General features: G+C 35.3%; 13 protein-coding genes. 3 read left to right on the forward strand and 10 right to left on the reverse strand.

Annotated features, from left to right (window positions below):
- Positions 1-67: 67 nt before the first annotated feature.
- The 8 genes from C2I06_RS10905 to C2I06_RS10940 all read right to left on the reverse strand — a co-directional run bounded on the left by C2I06_RS10905 (position 68) and on the right by C2I06_RS10940 (position 8,678).
- Positions 68-814, reverse strand: coding sequence for a prepilin peptidase (locus C2I06_RS10905; RefSeq protein ID WP_123258047.1), 747 nt, complete (start codon positions 812-814; stop codon positions 68-70).
- 31 nt (positions 815-845) lie between these two features.
- Positions 846-1,289, reverse strand: coding sequence for a prepilin-type N-terminal cleavage/methylation domain-containing protein (locus tag C2I06_RS10910; protein WP_123258048.1), 444 nt, complete (start codon positions 1,287-1,289; stop codon positions 846-848).
- A gap of 104 nt (positions 1,290-1,393) precedes the next feature.
- On the reverse strand, positions 1,394-2,599 hold the full coding sequence (locus C2I06_RS10915; RefSeq protein WP_123258049.1) for a type II secretion system F family protein: 1,206 nt from the start codon (positions 2,597-2,599) through the stop codon (positions 1,394-1,396).
- 2 nt (positions 2,600-2,601) lie between these two features.
- On the reverse strand, positions 2,602-3,642 hold the full coding sequence (locus C2I06_RS10920) for a type IV pilus twitching motility protein PilT (protein WP_095331567.1): 1,041 nt from the start codon (positions 3,640-3,642) through the stop codon (positions 2,602-2,604).
- 11 nt (positions 3,643-3,653) lie between these two features.
- The gene (locus C2I06_RS10925) at positions 3,654-5,318 is read right to left on the reverse strand and encodes a GspE/PulE family protein (protein ID WP_123258050.1); all 1,665 of its coding nucleotides are present in this window, start codon (positions 5,316-5,318) and stop codon (positions 3,654-3,656) included.
- 27 nt (positions 5,319-5,345) lie between these two features.
- Positions 5,346-6,698 (reverse strand): G5 domain-containing protein, encoded by a 1,353-nt coding sequence (locus C2I06_RS10930; RefSeq protein ID WP_164463672.1) that lies wholly within the window; start codon positions 6,696-6,698, stop codon positions 5,346-5,348.
- A 19-nt stretch (positions 6,699-6,717) separates the two neighbouring features.
- A complete protein-coding gene (locus C2I06_RS10935) occupies positions 6,718-7,452 on the reverse strand; it encodes a PRC-barrel domain-containing protein (RefSeq protein ID WP_095331561.1) in 735 nt (244 codons plus the stop codon).
- A gap of 17 nt (positions 7,453-7,469) precedes the next feature.
- Complete coding sequence (locus tag C2I06_RS10940; RefSeq protein WP_123258052.1) at positions 7,470-8,678, reverse strand: hypothetical protein; 1,209 nt, start codon at positions 8,676-8,678, stop codon at positions 7,470-7,472.
- Positions 8,679-8,834: 156 nt separating this feature from the next.
- Here C2I06_RS10940 and C2I06_RS10945 point away from each other — a divergent pair, with 156 nt between their 5' ends.
- Genes C2I06_RS10945 through C2I06_RS10955 form a run of 3 tightly spaced genes read left to right on the forward strand, consistent with a single transcriptional unit; the run spans position 8,835 to position 11,957 of the window.
- Entirely contained in the window at positions 8,835-9,329 is a 495-nt protein-coding gene (locus C2I06_RS10945; protein WP_095331557.1) for a type IV pilus modification PilV family protein, read from the forward strand.
- A complete protein-coding gene (locus tag C2I06_RS10950; protein WP_123258053.1) occupies positions 9,313-9,894 on the forward strand; it encodes a type II secretion system protein in 582 nt (193 codons plus the stop codon). Before C2I06_RS10945 ends, C2I06_RS10950 begins: the two co-directional genes overlap by 17 nt.
- 14 nt (positions 9,895-9,908) lie before the next feature.
- On the forward strand, positions 9,909-11,957 hold the full coding sequence (locus C2I06_RS10955; protein ID WP_095331554.1) for a hypothetical protein: 2,049 nt from the start codon (positions 9,909-9,911) through the stop codon (positions 11,955-11,957).
- Between the two features lie 161 nt (positions 11,958-12,118).
- Here the strand turns inward: C2I06_RS10955 and C2I06_RS10960 are convergent, their stop codons facing one another.
- Positions 12,119-14,968, reverse strand: coding sequence for a vWA domain-containing protein (locus C2I06_RS10960; protein WP_095331553.1), 2,850 nt, complete (start codon positions 14,966-14,968; stop codon positions 12,119-12,121).
- A 260-nt stretch (positions 14,969-15,228) separates the two neighbouring features.
- A complete protein-coding gene (locus C2I06_RS10965; protein ID WP_235850300.1) occupies positions 15,229-16,944 on the reverse strand; it encodes a sensor domain-containing diguanylate cyclase in 1,716 nt (571 codons plus the stop codon).
- Positions 16,945-16,996 lie beyond the last annotated feature (52 nt).

Below are 16,996 nucleotides of genomic sequence, written 5' to 3' on the forward strand. Positions count from 1 at the left end.
ATTGAAAACTCCTTATTGTTACTAGATGGAGGAAGAAAAATTACTCCCCAAAAAGGGTATCAGCCTTTTAAAGAAAAATACTTAGATACCATTGGATAATCTGATTACCAAAATAATAGGTTATAAGAGTTCCTAAGGCTATGTACGGACCGAAAGGAATTGGTTGTTTCTTTTTTGATTTACCAATAGCCATTCCGATAATACCGCCAATTGTCCCTAGAAAGGTCGAAAGAAAAAGGGAGACAAGGACTAGCTTAGTCCCTAAAACAAAGCCAATTACCGCAAAAAGCTTTATATCTCCTCCCCCCATTCCTCCTTTTGATACAATCGCAATAACTAGAAGAAGCGTAAAACCAACCGCTGCCCCCAGCAAAGAACTCCACCAGGGATGCAAAAGAATAAAGAATCGTTCGATCATAAAAACAATCGAAAAAAACAACAGCACTTTATCTGGGATAATCATGTATTTTAAATCAGAAACAGTAATAATGATAAATAAGGAAATAAGTGTCCAGGAAACAAACAGCTCAGAACTCCAGCCAAGCAGAAGCGGACTAACGACAAAGAGAATACCTGTCAAAAGCTCAAATATAGGATAGAAGGGGGAAATCGATGCTTTACAGCATTTTGATTTCCCCCTTAATAATACATAGCTTAAAACTGGTACAAGTTCCATCGCTGATAACGTGCGTCCACAGCTTGAACAATGAGATCTCGGCCTAACAATCGATACATTTAATGGCACCCTTAAACCTACTACGTTATAGAATGAGCCAAGGGTTATGCCGTATAGGAAGATTAGTAGGTAGATCATGTTATAAACTCCTATCTTTTAGAAAAATACATCAACTACCTGTGGTGCTAGGTATTGTTTTTTGCCCTTTTTTTGATTTATTAATTTGGTCAATTGTAGCATTGGTAAATGTGATATTTATTTTTCCTGCCTCAACATTAGTAGCGTTCAAACCAAATGTTGTACCGCCTTCTCCTACAGTAACAGTATACTCACCAAATTCTTTTAAATTTACACCACTAACATAACTTGAAAGCTCCTCATCACTAATGGTACCACCTTTTGCCATATCATTACCCGCAACATAGTTTTTAGCTGCATTAAGAATTGTAATCGCATCAGCCTTAACTGCATCTTCTTTTGATTTTTGAATAATCCCTGAAATACTAGGAATCGCAATCGCTGCAATAATTCCCAAAATAACAATAACTGCTAATAACTCGATAAGTGTTAATCCTTTTTCATTTTTAATACGTTGCTTAATTAATTGACGCATATATCTTTCTCCTTAAAATTGGTATTTTTTGTTTTAAATCTATTACTATTATACTAGATTGTTAATTTTAATTATATCTTTTTTTTACTAGAATCCTCTAGAAATTATTGGACATGATTAAAAATCTCAAACATTGGTATTAGGATAGATGACACAATTGTTCCAACAATGCTTGCAAGAAAAACAATCATAATAGGCTCAATCAAGGACTTTAGTCGATCTGTTGCTGTATCGACTTCTTTTTCATAGAAGTCAGCTACCTTTGCAAGCATGTCATCTAATGATCCTGTTTCTTCCCCTATTGCTATCATCTGCGTCACAAGTGGCGGAAACACCCAATGGGCTTTCATTGGCACAGTTAATGACTGACCTTGTTCAAGCGCACCTCTTGATTGAACAAGGACTTTTGCCATTACTTCATTTTCAATAACTCTTTCGACAATCGAAATGGCCTGTAAGATGGGAACAGAGCTTGAAAATAGCGAACTAAGTGTGCGGGTCATTCTCGCAATCGCTGCTTTCTGCAGAATTTTTCCAAAAATCGGCACTCTTAATAGAAAATAATCGAGATAATACTTCGATGCTTTATTATTTCGTATAACCATGATGGCAATAATAAATGCGATCAGCAACAAAAATACTAGCCACCAAAATTTTTGCATAAAGCTGCTTGCCGATAGAACAAATTGTGTAATGGCAGGTAACTCACTATCAAAATCAGCAAACATATCCACAAACGTTGGTACAACACTCACCAATAAAAATATAACAACTATAAAAGCAATAACGGCAATCGCAATCGGATATGTTAAGGCTGAAATAATTTTTTGTTTTGTGTAATGCTGTTTTTCAAAATGATTGGCTAATCTTTCTAAAGTCTCATCCATACTCCCTGTAGCTTCTCCTGCGCGAATCATATTTACAAACATACTGGAGAAAACCTTTCTATGTTTCGCTGCTGCTGTGGATAAAGGATTCCCATCTTTTAAATCTTGTTCTACCACTAATAAAGCCTTCCGCAATGCCTTACTTTCTGTCTGCTCAGCAAGTATCGCAGTTGCATCCACTACTGATATACCTGCTTTTATCAGGGTAGCGAACTGGCGCAAATAAATGACAAAGTCTTGGAGCTTTACAGGACTGCCAAATGTAATTTCCTTTGTTAAAAGAGTTTCAGGAACTTCATTTATTTCTGTTATCTTAATCCCTTTTTCTTTTAACTGCACGATCGCTTCTCTTTTGGATGAAGCTGTTACTATCCCTTTTTTTGTTCCTTTTCGATCTCTTCCCGTATATTTATAGCGAGCCATATTTATTGCTCCTTTTCTTGTAGATAAGGAAGTGCAGCTTCTCTTAATACAGCACCAGCGTGAACTAATTCTTTTACATTGCTTTCCAATGTATGCATTCCAGCTGCTTTTGAGGTTTGCATAATATTTAAAATCTGATGAATTTTTTCATTACGAATCAAATTGGCTACAGCTGAATTGTTCACAAGAATCTCTGTTGCTGAAACCCTTCCCGATTTATCTGGGGTTGGGAATAGGCGTTGAGCTACAATGCTTACTAAAACAGAAGCCAACTGGATTCGAATTTGATCCTGCTGCGTGGGTGGAAAAACGTCAATAATTCGGTTAATGGTTGCTGGAGCACTCGATGTATGGAGTGTTCCCAGTACCAAATGCCCCGTTTCCGCTGCTGTAATGGCTGTTTGAATTGTTTCTAAATCACGCATTTCTCCAACAAGAATCACATCTGGATCTTGGCGCAAAGATGCTCGTAAGCCATTGGCAAAATTATTGGTATCAAACCCAACTTCTCGTTGGTCAATAATACACTTGCCATGCTTATGCAAATACTCAATCGGATCCTCTAACGTGATAATATGCTTGCGCATAGTTTCGTTCATATAGGCAATCATCGCCGCTAATGTCGTTGATTTGCCACTGCCTGTCGGTCCTGTAATTAAAATAAGCCCCTGAGGCCTTTCAGCAATTTTCTTTATAATAGCAGGAAGCTTTAAATCATCTAGACTAGGGATCGATGTTGGTACAACTCGAATAGCTAAAGCAATGCATGCTCTTTGCTTATACACATTAACCCTAAATCTAGACACTCCTTTTAAACTGTATGAGAAATCAAGTTCACCACGATCTTGGAAGACTTCCCATAACTTCTCTGGAACCATTGTTCTTGCCATTATTTCTGTATCATTTGGTTCTAGATTATTTTTGCCATACCGCTTTAAATCTCCATTTATTCTCATAACAGGAGGAACACCAACTGTAAGATGAATATCTGATGCTTTTAATTCAAAGCCTACTCTCAATAAGTAATCAATACTATGGTTCAATAATGTCCCTCCTAATCAGGGATAGCTACTCTTAATACTTCTTCTGTAGTAGTAATTCCTTGCTTCACCTTTAATAATCCATCATCAATTAGGAAGATGGTTTTTGCTTTCATTGCAAGATCTCGTAATCTCGAAAAAGATTCGCCATTCATAATGACTTTTCTCATTTCCTCATTGATAACTAGCACTTCATGAATAGCTACTCTTCCTTTATAACCTGTCATATTACAAGAAGCACAACCTTTTCCTCTAACAACTTTTTCGATTGTTAGACCCCGTTTTGCGAAGATTTCTTTTTCTCTTACTGTTGCACTATGAACTTGTCCACAGTCTCTGCATACTTTACGAACAAGCCTCTGTGCTACAATTCCTGTTACAGATGAAGCCACTAAAAATGGCTCTACCCCCATGTCTAACAGTCTTGTAACAGAGCCTAGTGAATCATTTGTATGCAAGGTGCTTAAAACAAGGTGACCAGTTAAAGAAGCACGCACGGCTATCTCTGCTGTTTCTTTATCTCGTATCTCACCGACCATGATTACATTAGGATCCTGACGTAATATTGCCCGTAACCCTTTTGCAAATGTCATCCCTACATTCGTATTTACTTGAATTTGGTTAATTCCTTCTAATTGATACTCAACCGGATCCTCTACTGTAATAATATTGACTTCTTCACTGTTTAAACGGTTTAGCGCTGCATAGAGTGTGGAGGATTTACCAGATCCTGTAGGACCTGTAATAAGTATAATCCCGGTTGGTTTCTCAATAAGTTTTGTAAATCTAGCTAAATTCACTTTATTAAAACCTAGTTTATCTAAATCATTTAGTGTACTTCCAAGATCCAAAATTCGCATAACTACCTTTTCTCCAAAAATAGTTGGAAGTGTAGATACACGGAGATCAATGGGATGAAAGTCCAAATTGAACTTCATTCTTCCATCTTGCGGGATGCGGTGCTCTGTAATATCCAAGTTTGCCATTATCTTCAACCGTGCTATCAATACACTTTGCATATGTTTTGGCAAAACTCTTTCTATACGCAATACACCATCAATCCGATAACGGATTACCACTTTCGTTTCTTGAGGGTCCACATGTATATCACTTGCCTTTAGGGTCGCAGCATTCGATAATATCTGATTGACTAAGCGGACAATCGGCGTATCTTGTTGTTCAACCATGCTGTCGCTCACATCTTCGCCAACTGCGCCATTATCAGATAGCAACTCTTCAAACCCTTCGTCCATATCATAATATTTATTGATTGCACGCAAAATATCATCTTTTGTCGCAATAGCTGTCTCGATTTGAAAACCAGTAGATAAGCGCAAATCATCTATGGTATAAAAATCCATTGGATCAGCCATTGCCACATATAACTTTTCGCCTTCTTTTTTTAGCGGAATAATTAACTGTCTTTTCGCTGTTTCCTTTGAAACGATCGTAAATAGCTTAGGATCAAAGGGATAGCGATACAAACTAACATGAGGAATACCTAATTGAAATTCTAATACCTCGATCAATTGTTGTTCTGTAATATAACCCTTTTGAAGCAGACTATCTCCAAGCCTTTGATCTGGATGCTTATCTTTAAGTGCTTGCTGCAATTGATCTTCTGTCAACAAGCCAGCCTCCACCAACAAATCTCCTAAACGCTTTCGTATTTGTTTCATTGCTTTAGCTCCTGATTTCTATACTTATTATTTTTCTATTTCTGCTTGTGGAGTCTCTTCCTTATTCTCTTTCAAATCCTGATTGTTTGATTCTGTCTGTGAAGGATTCACTGTCGTTTGATTGTTACTATCCTTCTCTTCCTCTTTGATGTTTTCTTCAGAATCTGAAGGATCATTTAAATCGGTTGAATCTTCGACATTATCTGTATCAATCACTGTTTCCTGTTCTTTTATTAATCCAGAAGCAACTACTTTATTGATTGGAGGATAAAAGTCTTCACTCATTAAATCTTTTTTCACTTCGACTCCATCTTCATTTTTGGCTAAACGATAGACTTTAATTAAAAGTCCATCTGTTCCTTCTGTGATGGTTCTATATTCATTAAACTCTAATAAAGAATCAAATTGGATGACCGTTTTTGGCTTAAATGCTTCCTGATTGGAGAGAACAACATCATATTTAAATAAAAACGGAACCCCGACTACCGAAGCATATAATTTATTGCCAGACATTTTGAATTGAAGCTGATAAGCAGCAGCATTAGGATTATAAAACCGGTAATCCATTTTTTTAGATTGATTGATTTTCGCTTCATATCCTAATGGAGCATAGTTAGGCAATTGATTACTTATAAACCGCTCAGTAATAGTAAAATTAGTTGCTAAGACTAGCTGATGAAAAGCTGTCGCAACCATACTTAAGGTGGTATCTGAATAGGAATCTGTCTGTTTTCCCATTATATCTAGCAACGAGACCGTCGCTTCTTGCCCCACTTCAATACTTGGAAATTGCTTTACCCATTTTGCAACATTTTTTTTGTTTTCCTGAACGTCTAATGTAGTATCTACTAAGATTACTTCTTCTTCCTTTTGGCTGACTAAATAATCTTGGAGCGCAAGTTCGTGATTTCCTTTGTCTAACTGGGAAGCTATCGCTATTAAAGAATCACTCCATTTATTGACGTAAAAAACATCTTCTTCTACGAGATAGGGAGATATTGAATAAAGTAATCCGATTAAATCATCTTGATTTAACGATACAATCAATGCATTGTCTGTGCCCTGATGGATCTTTTCTAAGCTTTCTTGGAATTGGAATGTAAATAAATCAGTAGCAAAGTCAATTGTTTTTTCTTTATAATTTAATTTAATGGAGACTGCCTGAATCCATTCTTCTTGAGAATCCTTCAATGCTTTTAAAGCTTCTTCTAAAGACATTCCAGAGATATCTATTCCACCCACAGTTGTACCCTCTTCATACCCTTGCTTGGTCGAAAAAATCCTTTCATATGCCTTTACACCAAAATGCGAAAAACTAAAAATAAATGCAGTTGTAATGGCTATAGCTATAAATAGCTTTACAGCTTGAACGTTTTTCATGAAGTAATGACTCCTTTTGTTATGCATTCACACTCATGGATAAATCAATTACTACACTCGGTCCCGCGTTTTGCGCTTTCTCAATATCCTCTAGTGCTAATATCGAACCCTTTGCAACAATCAATTCACCATCTGCTGCATAAATATCTTTTGTTACTTGTTTATTTAGCAATAATTCTCTTTGTTTTTCTTTTAACCCATTAAGACCAGCTTCATTTTCTCGCTCCACTTCTTCTAACGCTTGGATTAAGTGGTCATTTGAAGATACAGCTTCTTCTTGAACAAAATTAGGTGTAGCTACTTCTTCTTTCACAATAATGATATCTTTTCCATAGGTGATAACAGCTTCGGATGAAATGACTGATTCTTGTTCCTCCAAAACAAGTCCAATGATTTCACCTGTCTCTTCATTCATTTGATACTCTGTCACTTTACCTACAAGATCTCCTTTTCTCGTAATAACATTTGTATCAATAATCGCGATTTTTTTGCTTGCCAGCTCACTAGCAATAGGAATCTGTGTTAAATCAATGATAGAGTTTGCACTTTCGATCGTTACAGCATATTCCCCTACACCAATCACCTTTTTAAAAGGGATTGCTTGAATACTCTCTTGCCATTCTTCTTGCTCTAATGTTAAAAAATCCACAAAACCTTTTTCTGGATTGATGATTAAAGACTGCACATTTCCTTCTTGTTGTCCGTTAGAAATGCTGATAATCGGTAAACCTTTAAACTGTGTGCTAATTTTCATAATCTATCTCCCCTATACTATCTATTCTTCAGATACTTTTCTTCCATAAATTTGATTTGTTCCAATACAATCGGTTGTTCCATAAATTTTTCCCTAAGTGAATATATTAAACTTTCTAATTTATCCTTTTCGTTATTTTGAACATATGCATCGATTAACAAAGCAGAATAAGCAAAATATTCATTTAAAGGAATAGGCTTCTTCAAACACAGAGTTAATACAGTCTCAAATTCTTCCATATCCATGGAATTCTTCAACATTACTAATTGTGTTAAAGTATTGTTAATTATCTTATGAGCTAATCCACTTACCACATTTTCGTGTTTGTCGTCATCTGATCCGATTTGATTTTCTTGGCTTTGATTCTGGGATACTTCTGCTTGTTCACCCAACATTTCAATCGCAGAAAACTCTTGCGATTCCTCTATATGTTCACTTATAGCAGTCATTTCTTCTGATAGGATTGTTTTTTCCTCTTCCGTTAAATCATTGTCTTCTATATTATTCCAGATCTGTTCCTGTTCCATCTTTTCCACTGACACTGCAACTTCAGCGTCCTCGTTAATAGAAAAAGAGATTTCCTCTATTTGATCCTCTTCGGCAATTTCCTCATTTGCTTCATTTGCAGTGGAAAGATCGTTTTCTTCCAGCATTTTTTCAATTTCAGCTAGATAGTTTGTCTCCGCTGGTTCTTTATCTATTTCTTTATCGATAACTTCTTCCTCTATGGAAAGTGAAAATTCTTCATCCAGTTCAACAACTTCTAACTGTTCCATCACATCAAGGTTTATGTCTATGCTCTCGACTGTTTCCTCCTGAATGATATCCTCTTCATTTGTTAAAATACCTTCTCGGTTTACCTCTGGGACATAGGTAATGATATCCCCTTCTTGTTTTACGTCACTCTGGGTAGTTTTTATAGGCTTTATTTCTCGTGGTTCTTGTCTCTTCTCTATAACAGATTCTTCTACTTCTTCTGGCATGACAAAAAGTACTGTTGACCAATTTTTCAACAAAAGATAGCTTGCACTAATAAGGAACAACAGCATGATTAAAATACTTTGCCAGAAAGAAAAGAGCTCCCTTGAAAGTAATCCGATAGCAGAAATACAAAACGCTAATCCGATAATAGTAAACTTCCCTTGATTCGAAAGTCCTAAAGGCAAGATATACAGAATAGGCACAACAAAAATCAAGGACAAAAGCGCCAAAATATATACACTCATTCAAACACCTCCTCTTTTCGAATCATTTCTCTAATCATACGACATTTTTTGTAAATTATCTAAAACTTTTGTATTATTTTTTTGGTATTTCCCATCCTATAATAGCTATTTAGTATTGTATAATAAGATTAGTATTTTTGAAAGTAGGTAAAAAATATGAAAATTTCAAAGCTGATATCTAGTTCCAAAGGATTGACGTTAATAGAGGTCTTATTGTCTCTTACTATCCTTAGTATAATCATTTTAGGTATAATGAACTTTTTTACTCAGGCTTATTCCTATACAAATCTTAATCAGAAAAAAACTGCTGGTATAAATGTTGCTAGAAATGCTTTGACATACATGGAACAAACTACCCAAGAAGACTCCTTTATCAGCATAAAAAATAGAATAGACCATAATAAGGAAGCAACAGGTGAGCTGTTCATCTGCAATAATGAGTATAAAGTAATCTGGAACAAAGATAATCAAGCTTCCTGTACACCTATTAAAATTAATAATATTGATTATCATGTAACCATTAAGCCTGTTTTAGATAAAAATTACAGCAATTTTTTCATTCCTTTAACGGTAACTGTTACATGGAATGTAAACAAAAAAGAGTACAATACTTCCATGGAGGGAGCCATCAAAAGTGAGGATCTTCGATGAAAAAGGGATAACACTATATGAACTATTGGCAACAATCACTATTCTTGCGATCGTTTTGCCGGTCATCTATGGTGTCTTTCAGTCTGGGTTATCTTTATATAATAAAATTCAGATAGAAGGACAAATCCGCGACGATGCAGATTATGCCATTTCTATGATGATGAACTCGTTTAACAGTATCCCTTATGACTATGTGACGATAGAAGGTGATTCGAAAATCAGCTTCTATGATACAGAAAAGACTGTATTTGAAAAGAATACTAAAGAGAATTCTTCTTTTTATACTTATGAGAAAGAAAAAATAACATCAGAGAATGCAAAAGTAAGAAGTATTGAATTTGTTGATCAGCAGCTTAAAAGCGAAACGATTACTGCTGTTTCGATCAATAATCAAATTCTAGAGGGGAGCGGGGATTTTACTGGTTCTAAAATAAGGTTGTCCTGTAGTAAAACGGCCCAAGAAGATAAAAATCGTTGCCTTCATGGGTTAATCTATATCACTTTTGTCATTGATCAAGCACGATTAAATCGACCTTTAACTTTAGAAAGTCAATTTGGCTTTTAAGGAGAATACCATTTATGTTCAATTGGAATCAAAAAGGGAACGCCCTAATTACCGTATTATTAATTTCATTAGTTTTCACCACAATAGGTCTTGCAATTGTAGCATCTAGTATAAGCAGTACAAAAAGGGTAGAGACGAGAGAATCAGATATCAGTATTACGTACGAGAGCAAAAAAGTACTCGAAGAAATAACGTACGAAATGGCTAATGCCTTACAATCCTTACCGTTAGATTATAAGCAGATCGATAACCAATATATCGTGAGTGATTCTTTTGATACACAGCTTGCATCCAATGTTATTATGCCAACATTAAATAAAATTTTAGCAAATCAACCGTATAATGAAGCGATTAGTTGTCTTAGTGTAGTGGATTTAAGCGCTGCTACTAAAGTAGAGATTCCCTCTCATAAAGCGTGCTCTAAAAATACTTACGATTCGGATAGCACTTATTCGATTGATCGAGGATTGGATTTCACCAGAGTGCTAGAAATTATTCTTGTAACCAATAACCCTAACGAAACAGAAGGAGCTATCACGAGAACTTTAAAGAAGCGAGTAATTTTATCTCCCCTTCCTAGCTTTTTGAAGTATGCGCTAGGATCTTATTCTGAACAGGATGATGAAGGACTATTTATTAACGGATCACCTAATGTTAATGGCAATATTTATGCAAATCAGCTTCAAATTAATGATCATGCGAAATACCAGCTAAAAAATGGGAGTAGACAAGAAAAATCATCTCTTCCCCCTTCTATTACCGGTAATATTTATAGTAGTTCTGCAAACTTATTACCAGTGCTGAAAGACAAGAATTTCTATAAAGGAGAAGTACCTTCTTTAAATCATGATAGTCAATTTATTAATATTGATTACAACCGTACTTTTATCCAACGAATGGATACTATGTTAAGAACAGATGATAATTTGAATAGTATAGCTATTGGAGATATAAGTGAAACAGCTAATTTTCCAAGTCTTCTTCAGCACAAAGTGGCTAGTATGGTGAACGATCAACCAAACAGTGCTGCCTTGATTGAAAATGTCCCAGAACAAGAAGCACCTTCTTCTGTATTAGGAGATTCTCTCAAACGACTCTCCAATAGTTTTCAGATTAAGAGTGACAATCATCCATTAGATTTCAAGAACAAAGTAAGCATCAATGGAGATACCGTTATTAACAGCAGCAATTATCCTATTACGTTCGACAAAGATTTGGTTGTTAACGGTGATTTATATTTAGTAAGCAACAACCAATTAAAGTTAGCGGATAATATTTATGTTTCGGGTGATTTACATCTAATCAATTTTGATGGTGAAATGGATTTACAAGGAAATCTATTTGTTGCAGGTGATTTAAATATCGAGTCTGCTGCTGACAATAAAAGTAATCCTCATAACGGTATCAGCATCAACGGAGATATTCTTACAGGGAAGTCTATCCATATCCGTCCTTTAAATACAACCATTTCTTTAAATAGCAATATGATCAGTCTAGATTCATTTACTATAAACGGAGATGAAAAAGGAGAAGAGTCTGGAGAAAATGATATAGTCAAAATTAACTCTGTTGTTTACACATTAAATGAAAGCTTCGTTTCCAACATTAATATTCTTGGCTTGCCATATATTGATAACAGAACAGGTGCCAATCAAGTGGGACAACTGATTTTATTAGCCAAGGAAAAACTGACGATTACAAGGATGAATGAATTTAATCATTTTCATCCAATGAAAGAAACTGGTTTTCCTTATCTTCCAGAGGAGGAGACAATCATCCAACCTTTAAAAGCTTTCTTTTACACGGAAAAAAACGCAGAATTATATGGTGTTGGTTCCCTGTTCTATATTAAAGGTGGCGTTTTTGCAAGAGATTCTCTCGAAATAAATGCAATTCGCGCCAACAGAGAGTTCTCTTCCATTTCTGATATCCCAAATTCAAGGGAAGGAATGCTTTCTCGATTTATCGTTGATTATGACCAAGATGTTTTATTAAGAGGAATAGATGCACTTCCTATAGTGGATCGACTACAAATAATACCGGATGACTTTGTGATTGAATAATTAGTAGTCAGTCTGATAGTGATAATCACAAACCACCTTTCCTAAATATCACAAAAAGCCCGAACAATTACACGAGAGACTATTTACCTCCCTGTAATTATTCGGGCTTAATTTGTGGGATACTTGTGTTCCAGTCTTTGTTCCGCTAGGGTACAAACAATTTACCAGCGTCCATCTCTGTCTTCTCCACTGCCATTATTTCCTTCCTTTTCTTTTACTACTTTGAAAAGGGTAGAATCTTTAGGTTGGGTACCATCTTTTTGCTTTTCTGCAATGGCGGTTATTTCTGCATAACCAACATCCGCTGCTTTCAAATAATATTGACCATCCTGCTTAATTACTTCCACGGTATCAGGAGCATTTGACAGAACTTGCTCAATCTCTTTATCTGTTGCATTAGCAGGGTTAAAGATTAAGAGATCATCTACTGCTATAAGCTTGTCATTTGTTTCAGCACTACGTTCGATTGTATAAACTGGCTTCGTAAATGAAATATCCTCTAGTTTTACATAGGGTTCTATAACATGTACTGGAACCCTTTGTACAAGATTGGATCCATCTGTCGTCTTCACAATTAATTCTGTCATTCCTGCTGCATTTCCTATTAAGGTATTTTGTCCAGGAATTAAGCTAGAGATAGATGGATTAGCGACAGCTATATCCAAAGTCTTATTCGTAGCATGATTCGGCTCGACTTTTATCGTAAAGCTCTTTGTACCATCAACGTTCATTTCTATCGGATTAGGCTCAATTGTTATGGAAGTTATCGGCCATGCTATTTTAATCGTTTTTATTATCTCTGTATTATTCGCAAACCCACCAGCTGCTTTGATCGATAGCGTATTTTCCCCTGATGTCTCGATGCTGATATTATCCTCTGGCTTGAATGTTTTCCAGCCAGTACTCTCAGAACCGTTATCGATTTTATAAGCATAAGTCACATTTTGTCCTGGTACTTTCTGGGTTAATACAGTATCAATAAACTCTGTTGAAGTGGAACCACTCTTATAGCGTTTTTTAGTATCCTGTCCAATTAATTCAAAGTCAGGTAAAAAGTGCAAATATGCTTTACTGTTATCTGAATAGGTAATTTCAATGGTTTGGTTTTCAGATTCTTGCGCAAATACCATTTCTTTTACAGGCTTATTAGCAAGATTATAATCATTTGGGTATTCGGTATTAGCTACTTTCTTATTTGTTTCTTGTTCCCTTTTTTCGATTATCCCTGCTGCATCTCCAGTATATTTAATCATTGTAAACTCTTTTAATTGTACTTTCATATTCATCGTTTGTGCAGACGGAGATATAGTTGTGGCATTTATAGGCTGGAAACGAGAATCCTTAAAATATAAGTCTGCTCTTGGCATACTTATATTATTTACAGCATAATTGATCTTATATTCAACTGTTCTATTAATTGTCGAAGGAGTAAAGCTTCCAGTCGAGTAATGAATCTCATTCGGTAAAGTAATAATGGCATATCGACTGCCATCCTTTGTCACTTCTTTCACACTATCTGTGGTGACGATGGATACACTATCTGGCAAAGGTTGTTCGATAACTAAGTTAGATAGCGTGCCACTTACTGTATTATTCACAAGACCAATCGGATTCAGCGTGTATTTGACATTAAAATGATTCGTTTTATCTGATGAATTGCTTGTCTTAATTAAATCATTTAGTTCATTTACTTCTTTTTCTAACATCATGGTCGAAGAAAAACTAGCTGGTGCATCCTCTTTTACTTGGATTGTTGCACTTGTTTTCTTAGTTTGATTATTTCCGTCTAAATCTTTATATTGCAAAGTTATATCATCAAATACATACGTTCCCGTTTCACTAAAAGTCAACGGCAAAGCCATATCAATAGATCCTGATGGCTCTTGATTGACAGGGAAAAGAATGTCTTTCTTAATAATGATATCCCCCACGCTATCTGTTGTTACATTTGCATTATCACTTAATTTGACCTTGTTACCAAACTTCGCAATATTTATTTTTATCGTAGCTGAAATAGTAGGTGTATTTACTTTTTCCGAAATCGTCTCAAATATTTTTGCAATAGATTGTTCAGATGCTTGTTGGGCTGTTACGCCTGTTGTTTCGGACAATTTATTCAAATAACTCATATCTACATCCTTGTTTGTTCCAAAACCAATGGAATAGAGTTTATAGTTATTGGCGGCAAGATTATTTACCTCTGTTTCGATATGAGATTTTATTGCTTTTTCCACATAACTTAAACTTGTTGAAACGATAGTTCCATTGGATCTAACAGCTCTAGCAGTGTTATTTGTATAAATAGTATACGTAACTGTATCCTTAACCTGCTTATTTGAACATGATTGCCAGAAATAATAATTTGTGCAAACTTTATCTGTAAATGTTTCCTCCATCATAGAAGAAGTTGGTTCGCCATCTGTTAAAAATACAATATATTTATTAGCATTATTATTGCCGCTTGCCAGCATAGATCCCGCTGTTTGAAAGGACTGAGTATAATTTGTTCCCCCAGTTGCAACAAGGCGATTCGCTACATTATTAATAGTCTTTAAATTATTTCTGACATTATCAGCTGAATTATAAGCATAAATAGGAAAATAAACCATTTTTTCTTTTTCTACATCCGTTGAAAAGGGAATAAATGCAAATCTATCATATACATTTGGATCTTCACTAAAGTAATTAACAGCCTGTGTAATTGCATTTTTTGCACTTTGAAATTTGTATGGATTATAACCAAGCTCGTCCATCGATCCTGATTTATCGAATACAAATGCTAAATCAATAGGAGAACGATTGCTGCTGGTCACTTTCCCTTCCGGTGTCAAGCGAACATCTAAATTTCCTTGTGCTACACCACCGCTTGGTTTTACAATAATATTTTGGGATGGGGTAACAGAAAAGCTAACAGATGGAGTAGTGGTAGATGCATTAGTCTGTACAGGTAAAATGAATACTAATATCAATAACACGGTGAAAAATTTACTAGCTAATTTCGTTCTCCTCATTAAATTGCACCTCTATTTATAACTCTTTTACTAGTTTTATTTTATAAACGCAATATTACCATCATTATATCAAGTACTTTTGAACTAGTATAGCCTTTTTATAAGGGGGATCAATAATCGCTTTACGATAAAATCTCAAAAAAAAATGAACTTCTCCCAAGAAGTTCAAAGAGCTTTTAATTATTGACTATTCACCCAACTATCAAACAGTTAGGTAAATATACTTTTCTGGTTATTCGACCCTTTTTGCAAGAAGCATTTTATTTCACATAACCCGCGACACGATTACGTCCTGCTCGTTTAGCACCCACATATAATGCACGATCCGCATGGCGAATCAATGCTAACGGCTCATCCGCATCTACTGGCGCATAAGCTAATCCAAGGGAAGCAGTAATATTTACATTTTTCACTTGGTGACGATCATCGATATTTTGTTTAATGACAAATGGACTAGAGGCAATCCTCTTGCGGATAAACTCCGCTAAATCAAATGCTTCTTTCTTCTCTATATTGCTTAAGAGGATGACAAATTCTTCTCCACCATACCTAGCAACCAATCCGTGGTCACCAATAAGATTTTGAATTCTTTTGGCGAAACCTATTAAAATCTCATTTCCAGCTTGATGACCATATTGATCATTAATCGCTTTAAAATGGTCAATGTCCAACATAATGAGCACTAGATTGTCCAAATTCTTTTCATTCAATTCAGTGAACTGCTCACTTAAGATTTTATCAAAATAGCGGTAGTTATATAGCTTCGTTAGAGCACATCTTTCACTATTTTCCTTTGTTGTTTCAAAATATTTAGCGTTTTCTAGCGCAATGGCAAATTGGCTGCATAAAAGGTCCAAAACCATTAACTTGATGTTTGCAAATGCCTTCTTCTGTCTGCTTCCCAGCAATAAAACACCAATTACTTTATTATTTTTAATTAGCGGCATACAAAGTATACTTTGAACTCCATCCGGCATATACCCCTTGTTTACCTTCTGCCAATCCTGTTTAGAATGGTATACTTCTGCTTTTTTCGACGCCAACACTTTCCCACATATCCCCTCATTTTCTTTCATTATTTCAGGTAATAGCGGTAATTTCTCTTGCTGCTCCACACGTGATATCATTTCTAATTCTTCATTCGTATTAACTTGATGAATAAACACGAAATCAACTTTAAATAATTCATATAGCTTTTCGATAAAGAAATCGATTGTTTCATTTACATACAAATTTTGAGAAAGTTGATGGCCAATCTCGGCTGTTTTTCGTAAATAATCATTTGCCGTTTGACTAGAATGATATAGCTTTAATATAAGCGATAACGATATAAATGGAACACCGATTAAGATTAAGGCAGCTAGACCAATATATTCATACATGAGATATAAAACAATACCTACCGGATATGTGATAATCGTTGTGATTATTTCCCAAATTAAGTCTTTCGTGACAAACCGTTGCTTTCGCTTATAGATAAAGCGAACAATAAAAAAGATACCCAAAGTATTGAGTAAGAGATAGGAAATAAGATATACAGTAATTAAATAAAATGATTTAAAATTTAAGGCAATATCAAATCCATGTCCCCCTCCGAAACTATAGTAAATAATCCCACTAAAAAAGGAAACAAGGAAAAACATAATCGAATTCATAGGTAAGCGGAATAACGACTTCCTATCTAATTTAGCCTGATAGAGCACCGCTAATAATGAGATTTGTACAAGAATAATTTCCGTAACTAATCCAAAAATTAAGAAAACAGATAAAGTTGCCCATTGCAGAAAAAACACAGGGGTGCCATTTATAATCATCGGCATACTAGCGACAATTGTCATAAATAGTAAAAAAGCAACTAACTCCCAACCCTTATCATAAATTTGCGGAGGGTACAAGGTATAAGAAAACCACAAACCCAAAGGTAGAAGGAGTGTCCAAACTGTCCATATTATTTTTTTGTAGCTTGGATTAATCATCCACTCTCTCCCCCTACCTTTCATCTGTCGGTTAAGTTTATATTTTTATATA

Source organism: Niallia circulans (genome assembly GCF_003726095.1).
GTDB lineage: Bacteria > Bacillota > Bacilli > Bacillales > Cytobacillaceae > Niallia > Niallia circulans_A.